Origin of the sequence: Pedobacter africanus, from assembly GCF_900176535.1 — a bacterium.
GTDB lineage: Bacteria > Bacteroidota > Bacteroidia > Sphingobacteriales > Sphingobacteriaceae > Pedobacter > Pedobacter africanus.
The window spans coordinates 76,657-101,483 of the sequence record NZ_FWXT01000002.1 but is presented as its reverse complement, the minus strand read 5'-3'; the positions used below and the strand labels follow the sequence as shown (position 1 = coordinate 101,483).

The following is a 24,827-nucleotide window of genomic DNA, read 5'->3' as shown; positions in this document are numbered from 1 at the left end:
GTACGTAATTCTGTAAAAGAAGGCAGGCATACCGCCTGCCTCTTTTTTTACAAAGTTACAGCTTCTTCCACAGATTCCCGCAGTACTTTTGCAGCAGCTACCATTTCTGTTAAAGCTTTTTTTGTTTCAGCCCAGTGCCTGGTCTTTAAGCCGCAATCAGGGTTTACCCACAGCTGTGCCGCAGGGATAACCGATCTGGCCTTTTCCAGTAAGGCAACCATTTCTTCTTTAGCGGGTACGCGTGGAGAATGGATATCGTAAACACCCGGACCGATCTCATTCGGATACTTAAAATCAGCAAATGCATCCAACAATTCCATTTGGGAACGCGAGCATTCTATGGTGATCACGTCTGCATCCATATCGGCAATGTGCTGAATGATGTCGTTAAACTCCGAATAACACATGTGTGTATGGATCTGGGTATCGTCTTTCACCCCGCTTGCAGAAATACGGAAAGCCTTGACCGCCCATTGCAGGTATTCCTGCCAATCGGACTTGCGCAGCGGCAGGCCTTCCCGGATGGCGGGCTCATCAATCTGAATGATCTTAATTCCCGCTTTTTCCAGGTCGTTCACCTCGTCCCGGATGGCAAATGCAATCTGCGTGCAGGTTTCAGATCTGGGCTGGTCGTTACGAACAAAGGACCATTGCAGTATGGTAACAGGGCCGGTAAGCATACCTTTTACCCATTTTTTGCTGAGCGATTGTGCATAAGCCGACCAGCGTACCGTCATAGGCTCCGGACGGTAAACATCCCCATAAATTACCGGTGGTTTTACACAGCGGCTGCCATAGCTTTGTACCCAGCCATTTTTGGTAAAGGTAAAGCCGGCCAGCTGCTCCCCAAAGTACTCTACCATATCGTTGCGTTCAAATTCGCCATGTACCAATACGTCAATCCCAGCTTCTTCCTGAAAACGGATGGTTTCTTCAGTTTCCTTTTCAATCAGTGCATCATATTCAGCAAGGCTCAGCTCTCCTTTTTTATACCTGGCCCTCCAGCTGCGCACCTCTGATGTCTGCGGAAAAGAACCTATGGTTGTTGTAGGAAACAACGGCAGTCCCAATGCCTCCTGTTGCAATTTCTGGCGCAGGGCAAAGGGATTACCGCGCTGATCGTCTTTTACTGAAATTGCTGCCAGCCGCTCCTTTACAAAAGCTTTATGAATCAGGGCCGATGTTTTCCTGCTTTGATGTGCTGCTTCATTTTCTTTTAATTTAGCAGCTGCTGAGGGGTAGTTGGCAGCAATTTGCTTCAAGCTAACTATTTCATCCAGCTTTTGCCGGGCAAAAGAAAGCCATTGCTTAATTTCGGGGGTCAGGACTTTATCATTGTTTTCCAGCTCCAGGTCGCATGGCGAATGGATCAGGGAGCAGGACGAACCGATAATCAACCTGTTTTCCTTTACCCTATCCAATGCTGTTTCAATTAATGACAAGCTGGCCTTGAAATCATTCTTCCAGATATTACGTCCGTCAACCAGTCCCAATGAAAGTTTCATCTGATCTGGCAGATCGGCCAGTACAGTTTCAAGCTGCTCCGGACTGCGTACCAGGTCTATGTGTATGGCTTGTACCGGCAGGGAGGCCGCAAGTGCTGTATTTTCCTTTAACGCACCAAAATAGGTAGCCAGTAAAATTTTCAGCTTGGGGAACTGCTTTTTGATCTCGGCGTAAACGTAAGCATAAGCTGCCTTGTCTTTTCCTGTAAGGTCCAGGGCCAGAAAAGGCTCATCAAACTGTACCCATTCCACGTGTTGTTCTTCCAGTTTTCTGAGGATTTCCAGGTATACCGGAAGCAGATTTTTTACCAGATCTACGCGCTCAAAACCACTTTCTTTCTCCTTGCCCAGCAGCAAATAGGAAACAGGGCCAATAATAACCGGTTTGGTATTAATGCCCAGCCTTTTGGCCTCATTGTATTCATCCAGGATTTTAGTTGAAAACAGTTTAAACTGCTGGTCTTTTGTAAACTCCGGAACAATGTAATGGTAATTGGTGTCAAACCATTTGGTCATTTCCATGGCAGTAATGTCCAGTCCATCTTTCTGATACCCCCTGGCCATTGCAAAATACAGGTCGAGTTCAGAATTGCCCTTGTTCAGGATCACCTCATGGTAACGCTTAGGGATAGCGCCTACAGTGAGCGAAAGGTCCAGCACCTGGTCGTAATACGAAAAATCGTTGGATGGGATGAGGTCAATCCCGGCGGCTTTTTGCAGTTCCCAGTTGTGTTTACGGATGTCCCTTCCAGTTTGCACCAGGCTTTGGATAGAAGAATTACCTGACCAATATTGCTCGCAGGCTTTTTTGAGTTCTCTTTTGCTACCAATGCGCGGGTAGCCCAGATTGTTTGTTAGCATTTTCTTGCTTTTTAATTGATGAAAAAATCAGTTAAAAGCTCTTTGCTGAAATCTCAATGCTGATGCGATAGTAAAAAGAAGGAAAATGGATGTAGCCTAAGCAGGAAACAGCTCCTGGCGTCAATATGACGGGAGTAACCAAAGACTGACACCAAAAAACCTCTGCTTCAAACCGCGAAAGCAATGTCAATTCGGTAAGGGCAGGTCTCCTGACTTGTAACATTTTTACCATCCTTCCCATTCCCCAGGGGGAACAGTGGATATGCTAAGGGTAAAAACTCTTTGTGTTACTTACAGTTGCGCGACAGTTCGTGATTTACACACGATTCCCTATTAATCTACAATTAAGTAAAACCATTACCGGTTGATGAAAGAAATAATTAAAGAACTTATCCCTGCAAAGGTAAGCTAAAAAACTGATTATAAGAAGCCATCAGGATGCTATAGGTAATGAAAAACAAAATTTACTGCCCTCTCCCAATGCACTCTCTACCCATATATTACCCTCTTCGGCGGTAATAAAATCTTTGGAGATGGCCAGTCCGAGGCCCGACCCTGATTTATTATTGCCATCCGTTGGCACCTGGAAGTACTTATCGAACAAACGTTTCTGATACTGTTCTTCAATCCCCTTCCCAAAATCGCGGACCGAAAACTCTATGGCACCGGCATTTTCAATAACCTGTACAATGACCTTTGATTTTTCAGGACTGTAGCGCAGTGCATTTGATAAAAAGTTGACCAGTACCCAGGCTGTTTTTTCTATATCTACATTGACATGAGGAAGGTTGTTCTTCGAAACCAGTTCCAGTTCTATAGATTTCTGCTCGGCCTGGAACCTTACAGCATCCATGGCATAAATGGCGATTTTGCGGGGATCAGATTTTACAAAGTTCAGCTGCAGGTTCCCGGTTTCTACCTGTGCAAGGTCAAGCAGTTCACTAGTGATCTTTAACAGGCGACCGCAATCTTCCCTGATGTGCTGTACCAGTTCTTTCTGCTCGGCATTCATGGCACCCACCCTTTCATCGTCCATCAGTTTTAAGCTCATTTTAATAGAAGAAATAGGGGTTTTCAGCTCATGTGATACGGTAGCGATAAAATTGGTCTTGGCCTCATCCAGTTCTTTAAACTGGGTAATATTTTTAAGGATATAAACCTGTCCCGCGGCTTTGCCGGTTTGCAGCACTGCATTGTCGCCATTATCATCATAATTGGGTACTATTATTTCCCTGCGTTCAAGCTGGAAATAGGATTCTTTATGATCGGCATAAATTTTCATGGGTTTATCTGCCCCATTTTCCTGTAAAATGCGGTTTAGGAGGTCGTTCTTTTTCCGCAGTTCCATGGCATCCATACCCAATACCTGCTGCTGCTCAAAGTTCATCAGCTGTGCCGCTACCCTGTTCATGAAAAGGACCTCCTGTTTTTCATTTAACCCGATAATGGCATCCTGCATCTGCTCTATAATGGTCTCAATCCTTAGCTTTTCCGATTGTATTTTGGCCAGGTTACTGCTCTCCCATTTGTTCAGTTCGGTGGCCATCAGGTTAAAAGAGGCTGCCAGTTCCGAAAATTCATCAGAGCCTTTAAATTCCAGTCGCTGTTTATAATTTTTCCGGCTGATCTCGCGGATCGCATCAGCAAATTCGCGCAGCGGGTTGGCCACAAAACCAGGGAAGTTCACAATAAATGAAAACAGGATCAGGAAACACACCGAAGCTGCAAAGATCACATACATCGCTGCCCGCTCTATCGAAGCCTGAGCAGCCGAATTTTTCCTTACAATAGCATTCATGTTCAAATCGTCGATGTGCTTTAACTGCCATCTAACCTTATTTAAAGCCTCTTGTTTTTCGCTGAGGGAAACTGCCGGATTCACCATAAGTGTGTAAGCAGATTTCAGAGCTGCTACAGCCTTGCCCTCACCTGCTTCTGTAACATTCTTTCCTTCAAGTGCCAGCTGCTCATCGAAAGCCGCCATAGCTTTTGCCGGTAAGGGAAGTCCGTTCCCATCCAGTATGGCACGCATCTCACTGGTATAGTTCAGCGTTTCATAATTGTCTTTAAGAATAACCTTCGATCTTTTGGAGATTTCATTCATGTAGTATAAAGAAATGCCTCCAAAAAAGAGGATCACCACGAACAGGAATCCAAATCCGAGGCGAAGTTTTGTTTTTATCTTCATGATCTTAATTTTTTATTGTTTTCATTGTTAAGTACCTAGCTCAAAATCACCAGGTCCGTTTCGGTCGACGAAATACTTCGCAAAAGTTGGTTAAAAATTGCAGTTCTCATTATAATCTGGAATAAATTTAAATGTGGCTTTCCGATACATATTGTTGTGATCTCCTTTTCTTCCGCCACCTTTAATATCGTTTGCGTAATCTGGTTGCTTTTTACCTTAATTACCTCTGCCCCCAGCTCAGTGGCCAGTTTAAAATTATTGATCAGGTGCCTTTGAAGGTCGAGTTTTACCCTGTCGCCACTTTCATGGCTGTTCTGCACATACAAAACAATCCAGGGCGAATGGTAATACGATGCCAGTCTGGCCGTTTTGCGGATCACAATTTTAGCGGTGGTATTGTTGGTTGAAATGCAGGCCATAAAGCGCTCAGGGCGTAACTTGATCTGTTTGGGGATTTCCAGGCTGATCTTTCTTTCCAGGTGATGGGCCACCTCTTTCAGGGCCAGCTCACGCAGCTGTAAAATCCTGTCGGATTGAAAGAAGTTGCCTAAAGCCCGTTCAATTTTAGTCTGATCGTAAATTTTCCCTTCTTTTAAACGGTCTATCAGCTCATCGGCAGTTAAGTCTATATTTACAATCTCATCGGCAAGTTCCAGTATCTTGTCAGGGATCCTTTCGGTAATCGGTATCCCGGTGATCTTTTCGATCTCCTCGTTCATGCTTTCCAGGTGCTGGATGTTAACGGCAGAGATCACACTGATACCCGCCTCCAGTATATCCACTACATCCTGCCAGCGTTTGGTATTTTTACTGCCCTCCACATTGCTATGCGCAAGTTCATCCACAATAACCACTTCGGGGTGCAGGCTAAGAATGGCATTCAGGTCCATTTCTTCCAGTTCCTTGCCTTTATAAAACAGCTTTCTTCTGGGGATCAGCGGAATCCCGCTCAGCAATGCATGTGTTTCGACGCGGTTATGGGTTTCTATATACCCGATCTTTATGTCGATCCCGTTTTTCAGCAAGGCATGGGCTTCCTGCAGCATACGATAGGTTTTGCCCACACCGGCGCTCATGCCTATGTAGACCTTAAATTTTCCTCTTCTGGATTTTTTTACCAGGTCCAGGAATTTTCGTACAGAGCCGGATTTATTTTCTTCTTCCATTACCTTTACCATTTTATAATGATGTACGCTTCAGGGATAAGGTACCATAATTTTTTATTCATTTCATTTATCAAAATTAATACAGGACCAGCCACACCAGCGCCAGCCCTGTAAAAACTAAAGCTTAAAAAGAAATGGCAATACTGGCAGTGAGGGCCGCATTTGTATTTACCGGGTTCTCATTTTTTACAAATATTTTATCCTTGCTGTCGTACAGTTTTCCTTCAAGCCTTACAACAGCATTGCTGATGGGTGCATAGTCTACATTTAAAGAATAACCTGTAGTTTTAAAACCGTTTAAAGTCCCTGTGGCTATAAAAACGCCGCTCTTATCGTGGTAATGTTCTACCCTTCCGGCCACTTTCCATTTATCGGCAAAAATATACTGTGCTATGGCCACCGGTGAAAAGACCTCATTGTGCCCTGAACTTCCCTTTTCTTTTTGCTGTGTACCATAATCCAGACCTAAGGTTAGGCCAAACCTATCTGTAAGCTGGAATATGCCATACAAATTGTGATAAAACCGGGTTACCCGCACCGAATCTATACCTTCTGTGCCCAGATAATTGCTGTAGTTGACCGTAATCTGAGCTGCAGGCTTCCAGGTGAGTTGTACACCACCTGCCGGCTTACTGTTTCCGTTCTGCCGGTTAATGCGCTGCCAGCCGTTCAGATAGAGCAATACAGCTGCAAATTTTCCATCACTGGTCGTATAACCCAGTTTGGCACCCGATTCATAATAAGGCGTATTTTCTGAGGAGATGTTCCTGGTAAGCACCCAGCAATCCTTTGATACCGCACTTTCAAAACCGATGTGCGAAGCGAAAACCCCCGCATCCAGCCATAAATTGGCTGCTTTAGAAAGCTTTACACCCGCATTGGCCTCATAAATATTTTTAAGTACACCAGGCTCTGCAGCCAGGTTGGCATTGGTATAGGTACCCGCCATTACGGCCAGGTTTGCCCTGATGCTCCCGTTGTCGAAGCTTCCTTTAATGAAGCCCAGATTCAGGTTTACCTCATTGTGACGGTTATGTGAGTAGATAAAACCAGGGCGGTTGTTATGGGCAGGCTTGTTAAAATCGTATCCGTAATAAGTTTCAAGGTAGCCCGATACTTTAATTTGAGGGCTTTCTTGTGCGTACAAAATTGATCCTGTTGAAAGGGCTACTGCTAATGTTAAGAGTTTCTTCATGATATTTTTTATTTTTTTAATTCGTCAAGGGCAAGGTTTAATTTCAGCACATTTACAGATGAGGGCCCGAACATGCCCAGCAAAGGTCCTTCTGTATTTTTTACGACAAGTTCGGCTACTGCCCTGTCGCTGATGCCACGTGCGGCAGCCACTCTTTTGATCTGGATGAGGGCAGCCTGTTCAGATATATCCGGGTCCAGCCCACTGCCGGAAGCGGTAACCAGGTCGGCCGGGATATCTGCTTTTTTCAGATAAGGATGGTACTTTAGCAGGGTATCTATCCTGCCGGCAACATCTTTCAGGTAATCAGGATTTGAGGGGCCCTTATTTGAGCCGGCAGATCCTGCGGCGTTGTAACCCACCGCCGATGGCCTGCCCCAGAAATATTCCGGCTTGCTGAACGACTGCCCCAGTAAAGCATAACCAACCACTTTTCCATTTTTAATGATTTTTTCGCCCCCGCCATTGCCTTTGGAGAAACCTCCGGCAAAGGCAACAATTAAAGGATATATTACGCAGAGCAGTAACAGCAGCACTGCGGTAAGGCGTATAGATTGTAACAGGTACTTTTTCATGATTTCTATTTTTTAAACGAATAACCCAACAAATAAATCGATCAGCTTGATGCCTATAAAAGGCACTATTACTCCCCCCAAACCATAAATCAACAGGTTCCTGCGCAGCAGGGCACTAGCGCCTATGGGTTTATAGGCCACCCCTTTCAGGGCCAGCGGAATAAGAAAAGGAATGATGATGGCGTTAAAGATCACTGCCGATAATATGGCGCTTTCCGGACTATGCAGTGCCATGATGTTGAGGTGCTGCAAAGCAGGGATAGCAGCAATGAACAGGGCCGGAACAATAGCAAAGTACTTGGCTACGTCGTTGGCAATGGAAAAGGTGGTCAAGGTACCGCGGGTAATCAGCAGTTGCTTGCCGATCTCCACGATCTCGATCAGTTTGGTCGGGTCGTTATCCAGGTCAACCATATTACCTGCCTCTTTGGCTGCCTGGGTTCCGCTGTTCATGGCCACGCCTACATCCGCTTGCGCCAGGGCCGGTGCGTCATTGGTACCATCGCCCATCATGGCCACCAGTTTACCCTGGGCCTGTTCTTCTTTGATGTAATTCATTTTATCTTCCGGTTTGGCCTCCGCAATGAAATCATCAACACCGGCTTTTTCGGCAATAAACCTGGCAGTTAAGGGGTTGTCCCCGGTTACCATCACCGTTTTTACACCCATTTTACGCAAACGTTCAAAACGCTCGCTGATGCCCGGTTTAATGATATCCTGCAGCTCTATTACCCCCAGGGCCTGCTCATTCTGCGCCACCACCAAAGGCGTGCCCCCGTTGCCGGCAATGGCCTTTACCTGGTCTTCAATATCCATAGGGAAAGGGTTTCCAGCCTTTAAAACGATGTTCCTGATGGCATCGAAGGCTCCTTTGCGGATACGGTTGCCATCGGGGGTATCTATGCCGCTGGACCGTGTTTCGGCGGTAAATTTGATGAACTTCGAGCCTTCTGGTGCCTGGGTCATGGTATGGCTGTCCTGTACTGCTGCCAGCTCCAGGATCGATTTGCCTTCAGGGGTCTCATCAGCCAGTGAGCTCAATACGCAGGCATCCATAAAATTTTTGATCATGACCCCTGTAGTCGGGTAAAAGTTGGTGGCCTTACGGTTACCGATGGTTATGGTACCCGTCTTGTCGAGCAGCAATACATCAATATCTCCGGCAGTTTCCACTGCTTTACCAGATTTAGTGATCACATTGGCACGCAGTGCCCTGTCCATCCCGGCAATACCAATGGCCGAGAGCAGTCCGCCGATGGTGGTAGGGATTAAGCAGACAAACAGTGAAATCAAAGCTGCTATGGTGATGGGCGTATTGGCATAGTCGGCAAACGGTTTTAAGGTTACACATACAATGATGAATACCAGGGTAAAGCTGGCCAATAGAATAGTCAGGGCAATCTCGTTTGGTGTTTTCTGGCGTGATGCACCTTCTACCAGCGCAATCATTTTATCCAGAAAGCTTTCGCCTGGCTGGGTGCTTACCTGCACTTTGATATGGTCTGACAAAACTTTTGTGCCCCCGGTTACGGAGGATTTATCGCCACCCGATTCGCGAATCACCGGTGCAGACTCACCTGTGATGGCCGATTCGTCAATGGTGGCAATACCTTCAATGATCTCTCCATCTGTTGGAATGGTATCACCGGCTTCACAAACAAATACATCGCCCTTTTTAAGCTGACTGGAGGAGCGGACCTCGATGGTTCCGCGGTCCAGCAATACCTTTGCAGGTGTTTCTTCCCTTGTCTTTCTTAAACTATCGGCTTGTGCCTTACCACGTGCCTCGGCAATGGCTTCGGCAAAATTGGCAAAAAGTACGGTAAGCAGTAAGATCAGGAAAATAAAGAAGTTATATAAAGGCGAACCCTGTCCGGCATTGCTCATCGAATAAACGGTAACATAGGCCATGATGAGGGTGCCAATTTCGACCGTGAACATAACGGGGTTACGTACCATCACCCTTGGATCCAGCTTGATAAAGGATTGTTTTAATGCAGTCTGCACTAAAGCGGGTTCAAATAATTTATTGGAAGTTTTCATTGTTCTGTTTTATTTAAGCATGGTAAAGTATTCTGCCAGCGGGCCCAGGGCCAGGGCAGGGAAATAAGAAAGTGCGTTTAACACAATGATCACGGCAAAGGTCATCAGGCTGAAAGTGAGTGTATCTGTTTTCAATGTACCAGCCGATTCAGGAATATACTTTTTAGCACCCAGCAAACCGGCAATGGCAATGGGGCCAATGATGGGCAGGAAACGGCCCAGCATCAGTACAAAACCTGTAAGCACGTTCCAGAACACATTGTTATCGCCCAGGCCTTCGAAGCCGGAGCCGTTATTGGCGTTGGAAGAGGTTACCTCATACAGCATTTCTGAAAAGCCATGGAAACCTGGGTTGTTCAGCCAGTTTTTAGGTTGCACCGCCCAGGCGGCATCGGCGTAACTGGTAAATACATAACTGGCTATTGCCGTACCCGATAAGATCAGGAAGGGGCTTAGCAGGGTAATGAGTGCTGCAATTTTGATTTCCCGGGCCTCTACCTTATGTCCTAAAAATTCGGGCGTACGGCCCACCATCAATCCGGAAATAAATACCGCAATGATCAGATAAATGAAATAGTTTAGCATTCCTACCCCACAGCCACCGTAAAAGGAGTTGATCATCATACCGAGCAGCTGCCAGGTACCGCTCAGCGGCATGGTACTGTCGTGCATGCTGTTCACCGAACCGGTAGAAATGATGGTGGTTACCGTGCTCCAGTAGGCCGAAAGTGCCGGACCAAAACGAACTTCCTTACCTTCCATTGCCCCGCTTGCTTGCGAGATACCCATTTTGTTAAGGGCAGGGTTCCCTCCCAGTTCACTGCTGATCATGGGGATGAGCAGCAGCAGCATACCAATGGTCATTACACCAAATATGGTCCATGCCAGCTTTTTACGCCTGATGAAATAACCAAAGGCAATGACCATGGCAATGGGGATGACTACCTGTGCCATCAGTTCTACCATTGCGGTCAGGTAATTCGGGTTTTCCAGCGGATGTGTGGAGTTGGCACCAAACCATCCGCCACCATTTGTACCCAGGTGCTTTATGGCAATAAAGCCTGCAGCCGGGCCACGCGATACATTTACCGTATCGCCCTGTACCGAAACAAACTGATCTTTGCCTTCATAGCTTGTTGGCGTACCATTAAAGGCCAGGATCAGTGCGATGATGAGCGACAAAGGCAAAAGCAAACGGGTGATGGATTTCACAAAGAAATCCCAGAAGTTGCCCAGTTTAACGGCTGTTTTATCTCTAAAGGCTTTAAAGAACACCACTGCAGCGGCTATGCCTGTAGCACAGCTTACAAACTGCAGGAACATCAGTACAAAGTGCTGGGTAAGGTAAGTCACGCCAGATTCGCCCGAATAATGCTGCAGGTTACAGTTCACCACGAAGCTAATGATCGTATTAAATGACAGATCAGGACTCATGCCCGGGATACCATCAGGGTTCAGGGGTAGTTTATCCTGGTACATCAATACAAAAAAGCCATACACCAGCCAAACCAGGTTGATGGTCAGCAGGGCTTTCATGTGCTGCTTCCAGTTCATTTCTTCTTTGGGGTTGATACCCGACAATTTAAATATGCTGTTTTCAACAGGTTTCAGGAAATCTGTCCAGACCCGTTCCCCGGCAAAAACTTTTGCCAGGTATTTACCCAGCGGAATAGCGATAACCAGCGTAAGCAGGTACGTAGCAACAATTCCAAGTAATTCAGTGTTCATCATGTTGTAATTAAAATTTTTCAGGTTTAATCAGCACGTAGATCATGTAAATGAATACGGCAATAGCGATAAGGAATAATGCGATCATAGCTTCTCAGATTTTTTCGAACCAGTCGATTGATTTGTAAAACACCCAGCATAATATGAGCAGGGCAAGGAGTAAAAGGATTGTTAACATAATTGTGTCGTTTTTAAATGGCTATAGCCAATTGGCATACCACAAGGACACAAAACACCACAACAAACTGATAATCAGATATTAAAAAGAAAACAGAAAAACCTAACAAACAAAAAACCCTTCCAAAATGGAAGGGTTTTTATCATTATGAAAGGAATCAGGAAACCAGGTACTATATCCTGATCTGTCCTTCTATGGAGTCATCAAGGGTTTTGCCGATTGCGGTACCGATCAGCATTTTAACACCTGCTACAAGGTTCCCATGCTTGTTGTCCCAGTAATACCCGGCCGATGGAACTATTTTCAGGAGCGAAATACGGGGATCGTTTTCACCCTCGGTAAACCATACTTTCAGAAAAGGGCTCCACAGTTCTTTGATTTTTGCCTTATCGTCATGAATACTGGCTTCGGCAGTAAGGTACAGATAATCTGAATGTTTTGAACCCTGAAAATAAAGCTTCACTCTCGAATCCATTGCAATTTCAGCATTAACATGGCTATCATTTGCACTGATGATCCACAAATTTCCTTCCTCATCGACCTGTTGAATGGTCATAGGCCTTACGCCACCCGAAGGCCCTGAAGCCGGTTCTGTACAAAAAAAACAGGTTTCAGCCTGTTCAATCAGGTCTTTGATTTTTTTAACGGCCTCTTCGTGACTTAAGTTTTCTGTAGTGTCTTCCGGTTGATTCTTATTGATGCTGTTCATAGGAATAAAATTTAGTAATTTTGATGTCCTTATTAAACAGGCAATGCAGGGGAATGTTTCTGTTCTTTCCCGGCAAATAAAAATTTTCAGATTCCTGTATTTATTTTCAATTCTTCAATTTTCCGGTACAGGGTAGTCAGGCCAATACCCAGCAGTCTTGCGGTTTCTGTTTTGTTGCCACGGGTGTATTTCAGTACTTTAACGATATGCTGTTTTTCTACAGTTTCCATTTTTAAGGCATCCGTTTCAGAAATTTGTCCGCCTGTATGAAACTCATAAGGTAGCAGGCTGCCACTGAGTTCCTGCCCATCCGCCAGAATGGCTACACGTTCCATCACGTTTTTCAGTTCCCTGATGTTACCTTTCCAGGCGTGTTTGGTTAAAAGTGCTGCAAAGCTCTCTTCCATCTTAAAATCTGGCTTGTTAACCTTTGCCGAGAACTCCTTCAGGTAATGCCTGGCAATCGGCAATATATCGGCCCTGCGCTGTGCCAAAGGCGGTAGTTCTATAGCAAATACAGAAAGTCGGTAATAGAGGTCGAGCCTGAATTTTCCCGCCTCTGCTTCTGTTTTCAGGTCCCTGTTGGTAGCTGCTATTATCCGTACATTTATCCGGGTGGTCTGCGTATCTCCTACTTTTATAAAAGTCTGGTTTTCTAATACCCTCAGCAATTTGGCTTGCAGGTCAAGGTTCATCTCCCCGATCTCGTCCAGAAAAATGGTACCTTCATTGGCTTCTTCGAACAGGCCTTTTTTATCTTTAACAGCCCCGGTAAAGGCGCCCTGTTTATGGCCGAAAAGCTCACTTTCCAATAGTTCGTTACTAAAACCACTACAGTTTACTGCTACAAAGGGTTTCATTTTTCTGGGGCTTTCATAATGTATGGCCTGCGCAAAGACTTCCTTTCCGGTACCCGTTTCGCCCAGCAGCAACACGGTCGTATCTGTTAAGGCAACCTTTCGTGCCAGGTCTACCGCAGCCAATATGGCCTTGGATTGTCCGAGTATGCCCTCAAAGCTATACTTTTTAACTACCTTGTTTTCAAGCTCATTTACCCTGTACTGTAGTTTTGCCTTGTCCAAGGCTTTATATACCAGCGGAATGATTTTGTCGTTGTCATCGCCTTTGGTGATGTAGTCAAAAGCCCCGTTGCGCATGGCCATTACCCCATCGGCAATGGTGCCAAACGCAGTAAGGTTAATTACCTCCACATAAGGCTTTACTTTTTTGATCTCTTTAACCAGTTCAACCCCATTAATGTCGGGCAGTTTTACATCGCTGAGCACCACATATACATCCTGCAGGGCCAGGGTTTTAAGCCCCTCCTTTCCCGTAGCAGCCTGAAAAACCCTGAAACCTTCCAGTTCTATGATCCTTGCCAGCAGGCTGCTGATCTTCTTTTCATCATCTATAATTAGAACGGTATACTGCATGGCTTAAAATTTCAACAATATTAATAATTATTCGAGACAAAGCAGAGTTGCGTGCTTTCCTCTGCCAGCTCAAAATTAAGCGCTTTTGCCCTTAGCGTGAATTTACAGCGGGTATGATTCTTTACGGTGTTTAAAATTTCTTTTTCGCTATAACTGTGATCGTAATGGATCTCTACCGTAAAGCGACATTGCCTGGCCGGTTCAGGTTCATATAATCCGGTATGAATTTCAGTAACTTCCATTCTTACCGGATTGGGAAGGTTTCTTTCAATAGGAAAAACATATTCCGAAAACCATTTGATGTCGTTCAAAGCTGTACATAAGGCATTTGTGCCCGCTGCAAAAGGCACCAGGCTATTGCGGGGGTAAGCCACACAATCCAGTACCAGCAGCTGCTGCTCATTGTTCCTGTTTTTTGGTGCAATTCCATCTTGTTTATGCGGATCAAAAAGCATGGCTGTGCACAGGCAGTTGCATTTCTGCTTGTTTTCCAGGATATTGTAATTTACACAGCTTTTGCAGCCTTCCCAAAAACCTTCGTCATGCGTAATCTCGGCAAAGCTAACGGGCTCAAAGCCAAGCTCGCTGTTCAGCTTCATAATTGCAGCACCAGAGGTAATACTGAAGATCCTGGCCTCCGGATACATGCGGCGCGACATGCGGAATATTCGCTCTTTTATTGCTCTGGCCACCCCGGCATTCCTAAACCGGGGCGCAACGATTAATCCGGAATTAGACACAAAGGCGTTATTCTCCCAAAGCTCAAAATAAGAGAAACCTACCCATTCTCCTGTGCCGGTAACCGCAATAACCGCTTTTCCATTCTTCATTTTTTCTATAACACTTTCAACACTCCGTTTAGCAATGCCCGAACCCCTCGCTATGGCCGAGGCTGCAGTCTCCTCCACAATTTCCTGTGCATACCTGGTGTCGTCTGTATTCGCTATGCGAACAAATATCATTTGATTGTCCATGATTAAATTCAATTTTCCAGCAGGGTTTTCAAAACCTATGCCTGTTTCGTTCCTTGGACTAAAAAGCGCTACCTACACCTATAAAACGTCTTTTATTTATTTCATGACCATTTTATGGCAATAGCAGACCTTATCAAAACGGAAGGGTTAATTTCATTTTAGTTACCTTTGCCCATGGTCCAACAACACTACATCATGAAATTAAAATTTTTCTTTCCACTGCGTTTTTTAATTATACCTGTTTTACTGCTTTCTGCCTGTCAGGACGCAAAAAAACTGCCTATACTAGGCCCCAGGGCTGCAGAAACGGTTAAGAATGCCGATGGTACAAGCCGCGTAGATACGGTTTACCAGACCATCCCGGTATTCCGTTTTTTAAACCAGGACAGTGTATATGTCACCAACGATAATTTTAAGGATAAGATCTATATTGCCGATTTCTTTTTTACTTCCTGCAGTAGCATCTGCCCTACCATGCACCGCAACATGAAAACCATATTCGATAAGTTTAAGGACAACCCGGATGTGATGTACCTTTCGCACACCATTGATTTTAAATACGATAAACCATCTGTACTAAAGAAATATGCGCAGAAGCTGGGTGTCGACAATGGCAAATGGCAATTTGTATGGGGTACAAAAGACAGTGTGTACAGCATCGCAGAAAAAAATTACCTGGTTGCCGTAGCCGAAGATGCTACCAACAGGGACGGCTATATCCACCAGGGCTGGCTGGTATTGATAGACAAACAAAAACGCCTTCGTGGTGCCTATGATGGCACAAAAACCGAGGATGTTGCCAAATTGATCAAAGACATTCCTGTTTTACTGGCAGAATATAAAAAGTAGGCTATGCGCAGGTACTTTACAGGCACTTTATTCCTGCTTTCCATTGGTCTTATTGTATTTTCCTGTCAGGACGCAGCCCAGGTAAAGCAGGATGTTTATTATGTGAACGGCCGGGATCTGTACATCAAACATTGCCAGAATTGCCATGGCAGCAATGGCGAGGGCCTGGGTACTTTGACACCTCCGCTTACAGACACCATCTTTTTAAAGCAAAACCGACAGAAACTGGCATGTTTTATCAAAAACGGAATTAAGGAGCCCATTACCGTAGGAGGACAGGTGTATGAAGGTACCATGCCTGATTTTGCTGTACTGCATCCTATTGATATTGCCCAGTTACTGGTTTACATCAGCAATTCTTTTGGAAATAAGCAGGGCATGTATACCCAGGAAGAAGTGGAGGCTGCATTAAAAAAGTGCAAGTAATCTATTTATAAAAAAGAGGGAGATTAAAAATCTCCCTCTTTTTTATAAGCTTTCGGCCATTTCCGGCTTAGCTGTTGCTCCTTTCTTCGCTGCCCTTTGCAAAGGCTTGTCCTGTCCTGCAGGCTTTTTCTTCTTTTTAAACTTCCGTCCGTACCAGATCAGAAAACCAGTGATGGGCAAGCTGGCCCCGATCAAAGAGGCCAGAAATGCCAGCACTTTACCTGGAAAACCAAGGATGCTACCTACATGGATATCATAATTCATTTTACGGAGCTTTACCGCAGCGCTTGCATCTGCGTAATCTACGGCATATGCATCCTCTCTTTTAAGTTCGGCCAGCGTGTGCTGGTCGAAAGTATAGCCTTTGCTGTTGTAAAATTGCCCCGCTGTTGGATACACGGTAATGGCAATGATAGCTTTAGCCTTGGCAGTATCCGGAAAATTGTAATAAAAGCCCTGAGATTTGGGGTGTTTTGCAATTACCTTGTTCCAGGCCAGGTCCATAGCTACTTCAGGAGTATAATGTTTATTGAGCTGCAGGGAGTCAGACTCCATACGTTTAAATTCCCTTAGCTTTTCTCCTCCCGAAGTTACCCAGTACAATCCTTCGCTGTACCACTTGATGCCATATACCATTCCGGTAAGTGCGATGGCCAGCAGGAAAAGCAGCGAATAGAAACCCAGCACGTTGTGCAGGTCTAGGTTTACCCGTTTAAAAGATGCACCCCATTTAATCTTGAAGCTTTTATCGCGGGTAGATTTGTTCCATTTTTTTGGGTACCACCAGATCAGACCTGTAATGAGCAGCACCACAAAAACCAGGGTTCCATAATTTACAATCGGCCTGCCAATTTCGTAGGGCATCCAAAGGAACCTGTGCCCGTTTAAGATAAACCTAAAGAAATCCGTTTCCCCTTTTTTAAGTACTTCCTTACTGATAACCTCACCGGTATAGGGGTTGATCTTAAGGGTAACGCCGCCACCCCTTCTACCGCCGCCGCGTTCGCCTTTTTCTTTTTTCTCCACCTTGTCTCTCAGGTTCAGATTGACGGTACGCCCCTGCTGGTAACTGGCATAGGCAGGAAGCTTATCTGGATAATCCCGGGCGACAAGGGCCGATAACTGTGCAGGGGTGATTACAGGTTTATCCTGTCGTTCTACCTTGGTTTCAGGTTCCAGTAAACCTTCAATCTCGTCGTTAAATACCCAGATACAGCCTGTTAAACATACAATCAGTACAATGATGCCCGATGCAAGCCCCAACCATAGGTGGAGCCATTTGTTGATCCTTGTAAAAAGAGAATCCTTGCTCTTCTTTTTTGCTGGGGTGTTTTTGTTTGCCGGTACCATCTGACGATTGATTTGAATATAGATCGATGTATTTATTTAGATTGAATATAATTAAGTCGCAAAATAAAGCAAATGTTAGCCTAAGCGCAACACTTACTTATAATTATTCCAGATAAATAAGTGTTGTGCGTTAATAACTATGAGGCTGCAGTCTGACTTACTGCAGATGCTGAATAGCTGTGATTACCCCACCCTCAACTTTTAACCCTCTGGTTGCTGTCGCTGTGCCCGCATCAATTTTGTAAACATAGCTGCCAGCTGAATTTGCGAGGTTTACACCAACGTAAGCGGTTCTACCGTCTTTAGGTGTATAATTATTGGTAGTGATACCTGAGATCTCGGAAACTGCAGGTAAACCGCTTACCAGCTTCACAGTACTGTTTACAACGTTTACTATGGCCAGTTGTCTGCCTGTGGCGTAAGCGCCTTTTGTCACTTTAGGTTCAATATGGGCTACAAAGTTGTTGTTGCCAATATACAACCAGTTAGTGATCACATATCCATTTGAAGCTGTTTCAAAATTCATAAAATAAGTATTGTCAAATACTTCAGTACCTGATTTGATACGGATAATCGCGGAAGGTTTGGTTGAAGTCATCACTCCCCCTGATTGTGCAACAGCACTGGAGAAGGCGTATACATCCCCATTTTCAACCAGGCCAAGGCCATCTACAAAATACCTTCCGATAAAGCTGGTACGTGTGTCTTTGATGGTTTTCTCGTACTTCATATCAGGGTAAGAATACACCGCAATACCTGCATAATCAGGATAATCAGTCTCAAATGATCTGTTCTTTATCCCGAAGAAAGGTGCATACACTTTATTTCCGACCTGCTTGATCCAACTGAAGTGAGCAATCTCGCCATTACCTGTAGGTTCAATTGCATTTACACTGCCGTCTGCGGCAATGAGCAAACTATTGGTATTAACACGATACCAGGTAGCCAGCGTATTACCGGTTGCTGCAATTGTTCTTGGAATTTTAAACATCAGGATATCATCGTTTACGGGAGCAAAAGCCTGCACCGTTTCCGATTGGAAATTAGATATTTTAGTCAGCTTACCGTTGGTAATATTATAAGTAGTAACCGCACCCGGATTTCCCTGTCCGTACAGCATACTAAAAAACTTGTTGTTACTGGTTACATAGTAACGATAAGAACCGTCCTGCTCAATTCCGTTTCCGGCAGTAGAGATCGTTCCGGATTCCAGGCTTCCTGCCGTCAGCAGATAATCGGCCACGCCAGTTGTTGCGGCAGGTGTAACGGCCAGAATAAAATTGCCCGGATTTTCAGGGACATCTTTATTATTCTTAGTGCATGAGGTCATCGCCACAGCCAGACTGAGCGCAGCTAGCGCTTTTGTAAAGTTTGTTTTCATATTATTTGTTGTTAAAGAAATATCTAAGGTTTAAATAAAAAGCACGACCAGGCTTTTGCAGGCTAAAATTATCGTACATCCGTTCATCAGTAATATTGCGTGCTTCCAGGCCGATGTTGTACTTGCCCTGAGCCATACTGTACACAATATTTATGTCGTGGGACAACTGTGCAGGCACAACAAATTTGCTCGTAACATCTCTTTGTCCTCTGCTTGGCCAATACAACCAGAATTCGTGCACATACATGAGGTTATAGCCGATGTTCAGGTTGTTGCCCTTTCTCCATACATTTTTCAATGCTGCAGATACATCTGCATTCCCAAACAGGTAGGGAATGTTAGGCACCTGGTCCAGGTATACCGGGCTCAGGGTGCTGGTACGGTTACCATTATTATCGTTCACATATTCCTCCAGGTTTTTGATCATCTGATAAGTAAATGTTGCACCAGCGCTTAACCAGCCTTTATAGGAATACCTGATTTCGGCATCTCCACCCCAGGCTTTTACAGCTTCCCTGTTTTCCAGTATGTTTTTGTTTTGATTGGGGGCAAATGACATCATGATATAGTCGCTGGCATAGCGGTAAATTCCATTTGCGGCTACTGAAAAACGGTGATCTTTATTCCATGCAAATCCATAGCTGAATCCTGCGTTAAGGTTATGACTGTTCTCCGGTCTTAAATTTGGGTTGCCTATCAGGTTTTCCAGATCCCCGAATATATCGTTTGACTCCGGCAAGCGGTTAGCCAGCTCATAAGAAGCTTTCAACTGGAAGTCAGGCTTTAAATGGTAGCTTAGCGCGGCACCATACCCTATTTTGTCAATTCCCGGCTGCCCCCCTCCATTATCGCTGATGACGGACCTTTGTGTCAGCAGTTTTCCAAAAACGGTAAGACTAAATCTGTCTTTCAGATCATAAGAATAACCTAAACCGATTACATTTTTGCTGAGTTTCTTTACCCGGTTATTATCTGCATTGCCGGGGTTTTCCTTATCATTTACCTTTCGGTTAAAAGTATTGTAAACATTATTCAGAGAGATGGAACTATTTTCGTTAAGACGGTAGCTAGCCATAGCCGTAGCCAATCCGTTGTTGTTTCTGTACCTGGTCATGGTACGTCCCTGCTCTCCGCTGGAGCCAATTGGCCTGAACCCGCCATACCAGTCAAACCTCCCGCTTACGGTATCAATGTTTTGCTCGTAGCCCAGGTTGTAATTGGCATTGATGGTCAGGTCAAGCCCTTTAATCAGGTTTTCCTTCTTATATTTAAGGCTCGGCATCATGATACTGCCCCGTCTGTGCCATCCTCCATAAACAACTGCCATACGTGCACCAGTCTGCATTTCTTTGTAGTTTTTACCCATGGTCATCCCTAGTAGAAGTTTATCTGCAAAACTTTTGTCAACCAGCCCCACATTGGCAATCAGTGTTTCATTATGATAGGTATCGTGAAACCGTGGTAAGACAGCTTCGGGTGCATAGGCACCGGTATTGATATCAGCAGCTTCTACATGCACCTTATAGTTGTTGTCGGAATAATTCTGGAAGGCATTTAACTGTACCGTAAATCCATTTTTCGTAGTAGCGGCGGCGTTAATAACAGTTCTGTGAGTATTGAAAGAGCCATAAGCGTAAGAAATGTCTGCATAGTTACGGTAGTAGTCACTGGTTACAATGTTGATGGCACCTCCAAGGGCATCAGAGCCCAGCCACATGGGAACCACTCCTTTATAAACTTCCACACGATCGGCAATATTGATCGGGATGTTATTGATCTGAAAAGAGGAACCAAAATTATCCATCGGAATTCCATCAATAAAATACCTGATACGGTTCCCGGAAAAACCATTGATGGATAAATTGAAACTGGAACCTACGCCGCCTGTTTCCCGTACCCTTACGCCTCCTACACGATCCAAGGCCCCTGAAATATCCAGCGTAGTGTTGTATAGCTTTTTTGCGTCGATCGCCGTCACATTAAAAGCCTGCCTGTTTACTTCCTGCGCCTTGGTACGCCCAATGACGTTAACCGTTTCCATGTTATGCGCATCTTCTTCAAGACTGAAGTCAGCATTTTGCGGCGGGCCCGCTTCTACCTTTATATTCTTTTTCCGGGCTTTAAAGCCAATTGCAGTAACACTTAGTATGTAACTACCGGGCTTTACATTGCTGATGCTGTAATTTCCGTTTTCATCTGAGACCGCCCCATACGAGGAATTCTGGAGCCTGACGGTTGCTGCAGGAACCGCTGTGCCATTACTGCTTTTTACCTTTCCAGTGATGCCTGACAGTTGTGTCTGGGCATTTGCAAAAAAAACATTGGCACATACTATGGCCGGCAGCAAAAATTTCTTAATTTGCATTACTTTTAACTACGATTAAAGGTGAACCGGGTTCTCCCGGGATAAGCCGCACGGGTCCGAACCGTGTGGCTTTTTTTATACCGCAAATATAGGTTTATTTAGAACAAGTCCAAATAAACTTTAAAAGAAATTCTTATTTGGCTAACCCCTACCCTTTTTATTGCAGCAGATGAGGTGAGCGAGTTTATATTTGGTTATGACCTCGGCCCAAATTCCAGGGCCAATCTATAAAGATAGCCTTTGACTTCCTGAACCATAGTATATGAGTGTCATATAATGCCATAATATTCACATATAAACCACAAGTAAATTCCATAGTTGGAATACCCTTGAAATACCCCAGGGGTATATCAACCCTATTCCAACGGTAACTCAAGGGTAACTCAATAGTAGGTTAATCTAGTGTTTTATATGTCTTTTATATGTGAATTACTTGTAATTATTAGCAGTGAAGGCAAAGCGCAGCTCAGGCGGACTAGCTATTTTAGTATGATCTGAGATTTTTTGAGTAAAAGAGCGGTCGTTGATATTTGAATATACTAAGAATTGCCAGGAAAAACAAGTTATATGTTATTCGTTATAATGAGGTTTAATTTTTCTGCTATTATCAAAACCATTAAATCCTTTTAAGATAAGATGGAACCGTATCAAAAAAGAAATGGTATCTTTGCAGAAAATGCAAGCTGTTCTACCGCTGTTCCTGTTTACAGGAAAAGAGGAAAGTCCGGGCAACACAGCGCATCCCGCTTCCTAACGGGAAGAGGTTCAGGAATGAATGCCTGAATTATGGAAAGTGCCGCAGAAAATACACCGCCAATGGCTCAGGCACAGGTAAGGTTGAAAACGTGAGGTAAGAGCTCACGATTGTTCCGGGTAACCGGAGCACTGGTAAACCCCGGGAGTTGAAAGACCAAATAGGCTAACGCATGTAGGGCTGCTCGTCCGATGTTAGTGGGTAGGTCGTTAGAGATAAATGGTAACATTTATAGTAGATTAATGGTAGAATCCCGTTTACGGGCACAGAACCCGGCTTACAGGCTTGCATTTTTATTATTTTATAAATGGGTTATTGATAATAAAAATTATATTAGTACCCAAACACAAAAATGATTGGCATTACCTATGGCAAAACTATTGATAATTGATGATGAAAGGGCAATAAGGAATACGCTCCGTGAGATTTTAGAATACGAAAACTACGAGGTTGAAGATATTGACAATGGCATAGAAGGCTTGGACCTGATCAGGAAAAAGAAATATGACCTGGTGCTATGCGACATAAAAATGAATAAGATGGATGGAATGGAAGTACTGGAACAGGCACTTGCCTACAGTCCGGACCTTCCTTTTATCATGATATCCGGCCACGGCACAGTGGAAACTGCCATTGAGGCCAGTAAAAAAGGGGCTTTTGATTTCATTTCCAAACCGCCCGACCTGAACAGACTACTGATTACCGTTAGAAATGCGCTGGACAGAGGTACTTTGGTAACCGAAACCAAGGTACTTAAAAGAAAAGCAAGCAAAACCAGGGATATCCTGGGCAGCTCTGAAAATATCAGTAAAATTAAGGAAACCATCGAACGGGTGGCCCCTACTGAAGCGCGCGTATTGATTACAGGCGCAAATGGTAGTGGTAAAGAACTGGTAGCCCGCTGGCTGCATGAAAAATCGCAGCGCGCTGAAAGCCCGCTGATAGAAGTTAATTGCGCAGCTATACCATCGGAACTAATTGAAAGCGAACTGTTTGGTCATGAGAAGGGCTCCTTTACTTCAGCAGTAAAACAACGCATCGGTAAGTTTGAACTGGCGAATGGCGGTACACTTTTCCTGGATGAAATTGGCGATATGAGCCTTTCTGCACAGGCAAAAGTACTGCGTGCCTTGCAGGAACATAAAATTACCCGTGTAGGGGGCGAAAAAGAGCTGGAAGTAAATGTACGGGTACTTGCGGCAACAAATAAAGACCTGCTAAAAGAGATCGAGGCCGGAAATTTCAGGATGGACTTGTACCACCGTCTGAATGTGATCAATATCCATGTTCCGCATTTGACAGAACGTACGGAAGACATCCCTGAAATAGCATTGAACTTCCTGGAAGAGATTTGCAGAGATTACGGGATGCCGGTTAAAAAGATCAGTGATGGCGCCATGACAGCGCTGCAGGCATTGCCCTGGACAGGTAATGTACGTGAGCTGCACAACATGATAGAACGTTTGATCATTTTGAGCGATAAGGTCATTACAGAAAATGATGTGGTTGCATTTGCAAATCCGGGCGGGGGTACCAATATTGGTTCAGCAAATTCGTCCAACGGCCATGCGGGTGCTGTTTCGGGCACTGCTGTTGATTATGATAAATTCAGCAATTTCCAGGATTATAAAGATCATGCCGAAAGAGAGTTCATCAAGTTTAAACTGGAGAAGAACAACTGGAATGTATCCAAAACTGCCGATGACATTGACATTCAGCGCAGTCACCTGTACAGCAAGATAGAGAAGTTTGGCCTTAAGCGGGCCGCAGAATAGTTAAATAGCCTCCCGGTATTTCCAGGAGGCTTTTTCATGACCGGGTTTTAAGGCAGTGAGTTAAAGTCGATCACCGGCGCAGTTCCAGTAGCTGGACGGGTAAAAGTTTGTTTAACTTCTACAAAATCAGCAAAAAAACCGCCGTTCTGCATGTAGAAACGGCCATTGGTAACCCCGGCTGCATAGTCTTTTCGCTGCCCGTTGTTCACCGTAGCATCTCCGGTAAAATAGGCACTGGTAAGCTCCGTCCAGATCCCCGAAGCACTTCTTGCCCATTGGTTATGATACTCCGCTTTTCTGCCCATATAGCCGTTTACATCCCTGAAATTCTCTAAAAAAGAATAAACGCCTGTCAAATGGGCATTGGTATTTGGCCGTTTCCAGGTAACCATAAACCGCCATTGATTCAATTCGGGTGCAAAAAACCAGGCCGAGAACAATGTATTTCCCTGTCCGTCTGGTTTGGCCTGCGTAAGAAATTTATAGGTGTTCCCGGCTACCCAGTTAAACAGCAGGTAAGACTGTCCGCCCTCTCCTTCTCCGGTGAAGGTTGTGGCAACTACATCAGTCCCTTTCCTGGTCCAGGTTGTCGTTCCATTGGCCGGGTTCCACACAGAAAACAGCACTCTTCTTTCTGTCGCAGAGTTTACCTGGATACCAAAATATCCACCATCAAAACCATTCGACATAAAATAGCTTCCAATGTTGTCCTGCCCTGCCGGCACTGTAAGTTCACTATAAAACCATTCTGTATTTGCTGGTACAGCATATTTGAGGTGAACAGAAGGGCCACGCCTGGACCAGTAAAAATTATTGGCATCATTGGCATACAGCACATTTGAGGCCGTAGCGCTACCGCTGATCTCCAGGTCGGAAACATCAGCAAAATAGGTAGATGTTTTGGAGATGCCCTGAAAGTCGATTTTTACATAGCCTGCGGCGGTAATATTCAGGCTGCCTACCTCGTAAGTGCTGTAGGCTGCTCCCGACAGGTTTACCGTAAAAGGTGTACCATTGATACTGAGCTTAACCACGCTGCTGCCGGAAGGTACACTGGCCTTCATTTTAACGCTTAAGCTGCCTGGTACCCCTAACCTGAAATAAGCACTAAAAACACTATTTGGATTGGTCCATCCTGCCATTTTAGTGCTGGTTACGGTTTCCGAGCTGCCTGCAGCAAGGGTAGTGACAAAGGCATTGCCCGCCATCGGTACAATTAATGAAGGACCTGCCGGATTAGGTTTAACCGGTTCGGGTACGACAGGAACCGGCTTTTCTGTGCCCGCTTTTGATGCCCCGGCCTTCTTACAGGAAAGGGTGATCATAGCCATGAACAACATCAGGGCTATGATCAGGTTATGGTTTTTCATAG

Annotated in this window: 18 protein-coding genes, 1 other RNA gene and 1 riboswitch; of the genes, 4 read left to right on the top strand and 15 right to left on the bottom strand. The window is 44.8% G+C overall.

Going from position 1 to position 24,827, the window contains the following annotated elements:
- Positions 1-47: 47 nt before the first annotated feature.
- The 11 genes from metE to B9A91_RS24250 all read right to left on the bottom strand — a co-directional run bounded on the left by metE (position 48) and on the right by B9A91_RS24250 (position 14,555).
- A complete protein-coding gene (gene metE / locus B9A91_RS14770) occupies positions 48-2,366 on the bottom strand; it encodes a 5-methyltetrahydropteroyltriglutamate--homocysteine S-methyltransferase (protein ID WP_084239787.1) in 2,319 nt (772 codons plus the stop codon).
- A gap of 182 nt (positions 2,367-2,548) precedes the next feature.
- Positions 2,549-2,740: riboswitch (cobalamin riboswitch) on the bottom strand.
- A gap of 59 nt (positions 2,741-2,799) precedes the next feature.
- The gene (locus tag B9A91_RS14765) at positions 2,800-4,554 is read right to left on the bottom strand and encodes a HAMP domain-containing sensor histidine kinase (RefSeq protein WP_084239786.1); all 1,755 of its coding nucleotides are present in this window, start codon (positions 4,552-4,554) and stop codon (positions 2,800-2,802) included.
- 35 nt (positions 4,555-4,589) lie between these two features.
- A complete protein-coding gene (locus B9A91_RS14760; RefSeq protein ID WP_084240241.1) occupies positions 4,590-5,720 on the bottom strand; it encodes a sensor protein KdpD in 1,131 nt (376 codons plus the stop codon).
- A gap of 124 nt (positions 5,721-5,844) precedes the next feature.
- Entirely contained in the window at positions 5,845-6,915 is a 1,071-nt protein-coding gene (locus B9A91_RS14755; RefSeq protein ID WP_084239785.1) for a porin, read from the bottom strand.
- Between the two features lie 8 nt (positions 6,916-6,923).
- Positions 6,924-7,490, bottom strand: a complete 567-nt coding sequence (locus B9A91_RS14750) for a K(+)-transporting ATPase subunit C (RefSeq protein WP_084239784.1) — start codon at positions 7,488-7,490, stop codon at positions 6,924-6,926.
- Between the two features lie 12 nt (positions 7,491-7,502).
- Complete coding sequence (gene kdpB / locus B9A91_RS14745) at positions 7,503-9,533, bottom strand: potassium-transporting ATPase subunit KdpB (RefSeq protein WP_084239783.1); 2,031 nt, start codon at positions 9,531-9,533, stop codon at positions 7,503-7,505.
- 9 nt (positions 9,534-9,542) lie between these two features.
- The gene (kdpA, locus tag B9A91_RS14740; RefSeq protein ID WP_084240240.1) at positions 9,543-11,261 is read right to left on the bottom strand and encodes a potassium-transporting ATPase subunit KdpA; all 1,719 of its coding nucleotides are present in this window, start codon (positions 11,259-11,261) and stop codon (positions 9,543-9,545) included.
- A gap of 10 nt (positions 11,262-11,271) precedes the next feature.
- Positions 11,272-11,349 carry a potassium-transporting ATPase subunit F gene (locus B9A91_RS24600; protein WP_084240239.1) on the bottom strand — a complete coding sequence of 26 codons (78 nt, stop codon included), beginning with the start codon at positions 11,347-11,349 and terminating at the stop codon, positions 11,272-11,274.
- Between the two features lie 262 nt (positions 11,350-11,611).
- On the bottom strand, positions 11,612-12,148 hold the full coding sequence (locus tag B9A91_RS14730; protein WP_084239782.1) for a pyridoxamine 5'-phosphate oxidase family protein: 537 nt from the start codon (positions 12,146-12,148) through the stop codon (positions 11,612-11,614).
- Positions 12,149-12,234: 86 nt separating this feature from the next.
- Entirely contained in the window at positions 12,235-13,581 is a 1,347-nt protein-coding gene (locus tag B9A91_RS14725) for a sigma-54-dependent transcriptional regulator (RefSeq protein ID WP_084239781.1), read from the bottom strand.
- Between the two features lie 20 nt (positions 13,582-13,601).
- Positions 13,602-14,555 carry a hypothetical protein gene (locus B9A91_RS24250; RefSeq protein WP_200815667.1) on the bottom strand — a complete coding sequence of 318 codons (954 nt, stop codon included), beginning with the start codon at positions 14,553-14,555 and terminating at the stop codon, positions 13,602-13,604.
- Between the two features lie 195 nt (positions 14,556-14,750).
- Between B9A91_RS24250 and B9A91_RS14715 the strand changes: the two genes are divergently transcribed.
- On the top strand, positions 14,751-15,404 hold the full coding sequence (locus tag B9A91_RS14715; protein WP_084239780.1) for an SCO family protein: 654 nt from the start codon (positions 14,751-14,753) through the stop codon (positions 15,402-15,404).
- A 3-nt stretch (positions 15,405-15,407) separates the two neighbouring features.
- Positions 15,408-15,830, top strand: a complete 423-nt coding sequence (locus B9A91_RS14710) for a c-type cytochrome (protein ID WP_084239779.1) — start codon at positions 15,408-15,410, stop codon at positions 15,828-15,830.
- Positions 15,831-15,872: 42 nt separating this feature from the next.
- On the opposite strand, the gene B9A91_RS14705 is transcribed toward B9A91_RS14710, so the two are convergent.
- From B9A91_RS14705 to B9A91_RS14695, 3 genes are all read right to left on the bottom strand, one after another.
- Positions 15,873-17,180 (bottom strand): PepSY-associated TM helix domain-containing protein, encoded by a 1,308-nt coding sequence (locus tag B9A91_RS14705; RefSeq protein ID WP_084239778.1) that lies wholly within the window; start codon positions 17,178-17,180, stop codon positions 15,873-15,875.
- Between the two features lie 157 nt (positions 17,181-17,337).
- The gene (locus B9A91_RS14700; RefSeq protein ID WP_084239777.1) at positions 17,338-18,561 is read right to left on the bottom strand and encodes a DUF4374 domain-containing protein; all 1,224 of its coding nucleotides are present in this window, start codon (positions 18,559-18,561) and stop codon (positions 17,338-17,340) included.
- A 1-nt stretch (position 18,562) separates the two neighbouring features.
- Positions 18,563-20,926 carry a TonB-dependent receptor gene (locus B9A91_RS14695; protein WP_084239776.1) on the bottom strand — a complete coding sequence of 788 codons (2,364 nt, stop codon included), beginning with the start codon at positions 20,924-20,926 and terminating at the stop codon, positions 18,563-18,565.
- Between the two features lie 675 nt (positions 20,927-21,601).
- On the opposite strand from B9A91_RS14695, the gene rnpB reads away from it, so the two are divergent.
- Both rnpB and B9A91_RS14685 read left to right on the top strand, forming a co-directional pair.
- Positions 21,602-21,976: RNase P RNA component class A (rnpB, locus tag B9A91_RS14690), an RNA gene on the top strand.
- Between the two features lie 72 nt (positions 21,977-22,048).
- Positions 22,049-23,455, top strand: a complete 1,407-nt coding sequence (locus B9A91_RS14685; protein ID WP_084239775.1) for a sigma-54-dependent transcriptional regulator — start codon at positions 22,049-22,051, stop codon at positions 23,453-23,455.
- Between the two features lie 47 nt (positions 23,456-23,502).
- Here B9A91_RS14685 and B9A91_RS14680 read toward each other — a convergent pair whose 3' ends face one another.
- On the bottom strand, positions 23,503-24,825 hold the full coding sequence (locus B9A91_RS14680; protein WP_084239774.1) for a DUF3472 domain-containing protein: 1,323 nt from the start codon (positions 24,823-24,825) through the stop codon (positions 23,503-23,505).
- Between the last annotated feature and the right edge of the window lie 2 nt (positions 24,826-24,827).

What these genes read in the sequence shown, in the direction of transcription:
- metE (WP_084239787.1), bottom strand. Translation starts at nt 2,366, where the DNA reads ATGCTAACAAACAATCTGGGCTACCCGCGCATTGGTAGCAAAAGAGAA.
- B9A91_RS14765 (WP_084239786.1), bottom strand. Translation starts at nt 4,554, where the DNA reads ATGAAGATAAAAACAAAACTTCGCCTCGGATTTGGATTCCTGTTCGTG.
- B9A91_RS14760 (WP_084240241.1), bottom strand. Translation starts at nt 5,720, where the DNA reads ATGGAAGAAGAAAATAAATCCGGCTCTGTACGAAAATTCCTGGACCTG.
- B9A91_RS14755 (WP_084239785.1), bottom strand. Translation starts at nt 6,915, where the DNA reads ATGAAGAAACTCTTAACATTAGCAGTAGCCCTTTCAACAGGATCAATT.
- B9A91_RS14750 (WP_084239784.1), bottom strand. Translation starts at nt 7,490, where the DNA reads ATGAAAAAGTACCTGTTACAATCTATACGCCTTACCGCAGTGCTGCTG.
- kdpB (WP_084239783.1), bottom strand. Translation starts at nt 9,533, where the DNA reads ATGAAAACTTCCAATAAATTATTTGAACCCGCTTTAGTGCAGACTGCA.
- kdpA (WP_084240240.1), bottom strand. Translation starts at nt 11,261, where the DNA reads ATGAACACTGAATTACTTGGAATTGTTGCTACGTACCTGCTTACGCTG.
- B9A91_RS24600 (WP_084240239.1), bottom strand. Translation starts at nt 11,349, where the DNA reads ATGATCGCATTATTCCTTATCGCTATTGCCGTATTCATTTACATGATC.
- B9A91_RS14730 (WP_084239782.1), bottom strand. Translation starts at nt 12,148, where the DNA reads ATGAACAGCATCAATAAGAATCAACCGGAAGACACTACAGAAAACTTA.
- B9A91_RS14725 (WP_084239781.1), bottom strand. Translation starts at nt 13,581, where the DNA reads ATGCAGTATACCGTTCTAATTATAGATGATGAAAAGAAGATCAGCAGC.
- B9A91_RS24250 (WP_200815667.1), bottom strand. Translation starts at nt 14,555, where the DNA reads ATGGACAATCAAATGATATTTGTTCGCATAGCGAATACAGACGACACC.
- B9A91_RS14715 (WP_084239780.1), top strand. Translation starts at nt 14,751, where the DNA reads ATGAAATTAAAATTTTTCTTTCCACTGCGTTTTTTAATTATACCTGTT.
- B9A91_RS14710 (WP_084239779.1), top strand. Translation starts at nt 15,408, where the DNA reads ATGCGCAGGTACTTTACAGGCACTTTATTCCTGCTTTCCATTGGTCTT.
- B9A91_RS14705 (WP_084239778.1), bottom strand. Translation starts at nt 17,180, where the DNA reads ATGGTACCGGCAAACAAAAACACCCCAGCAAAAAAGAAGAGCAAGGAT.
- B9A91_RS14700 (WP_084239777.1), bottom strand. Translation starts at nt 18,561, where the DNA reads ATGAAAACAAACTTTACAAAAGCGCTAGCTGCGCTCAGTCTGGCTGTG.
- B9A91_RS14695 (WP_084239776.1), bottom strand. Translation starts at nt 20,926, where the DNA reads ATGCAAATTAAGAAATTTTTGCTGCCGGCCATAGTATGTGCCAATGTT.
- B9A91_RS14685 (WP_084239775.1), top strand. Translation starts at nt 22,049, where the DNA reads ATGGCAAAACTATTGATAATTGATGATGAAAGGGCAATAAGGAATACG.
- B9A91_RS14680 (WP_084239774.1), bottom strand. Translation starts at nt 24,825, where the DNA reads ATGAAAAACCATAACCTGATCATAGCCCTGATGTTGTTCATGGCTATG.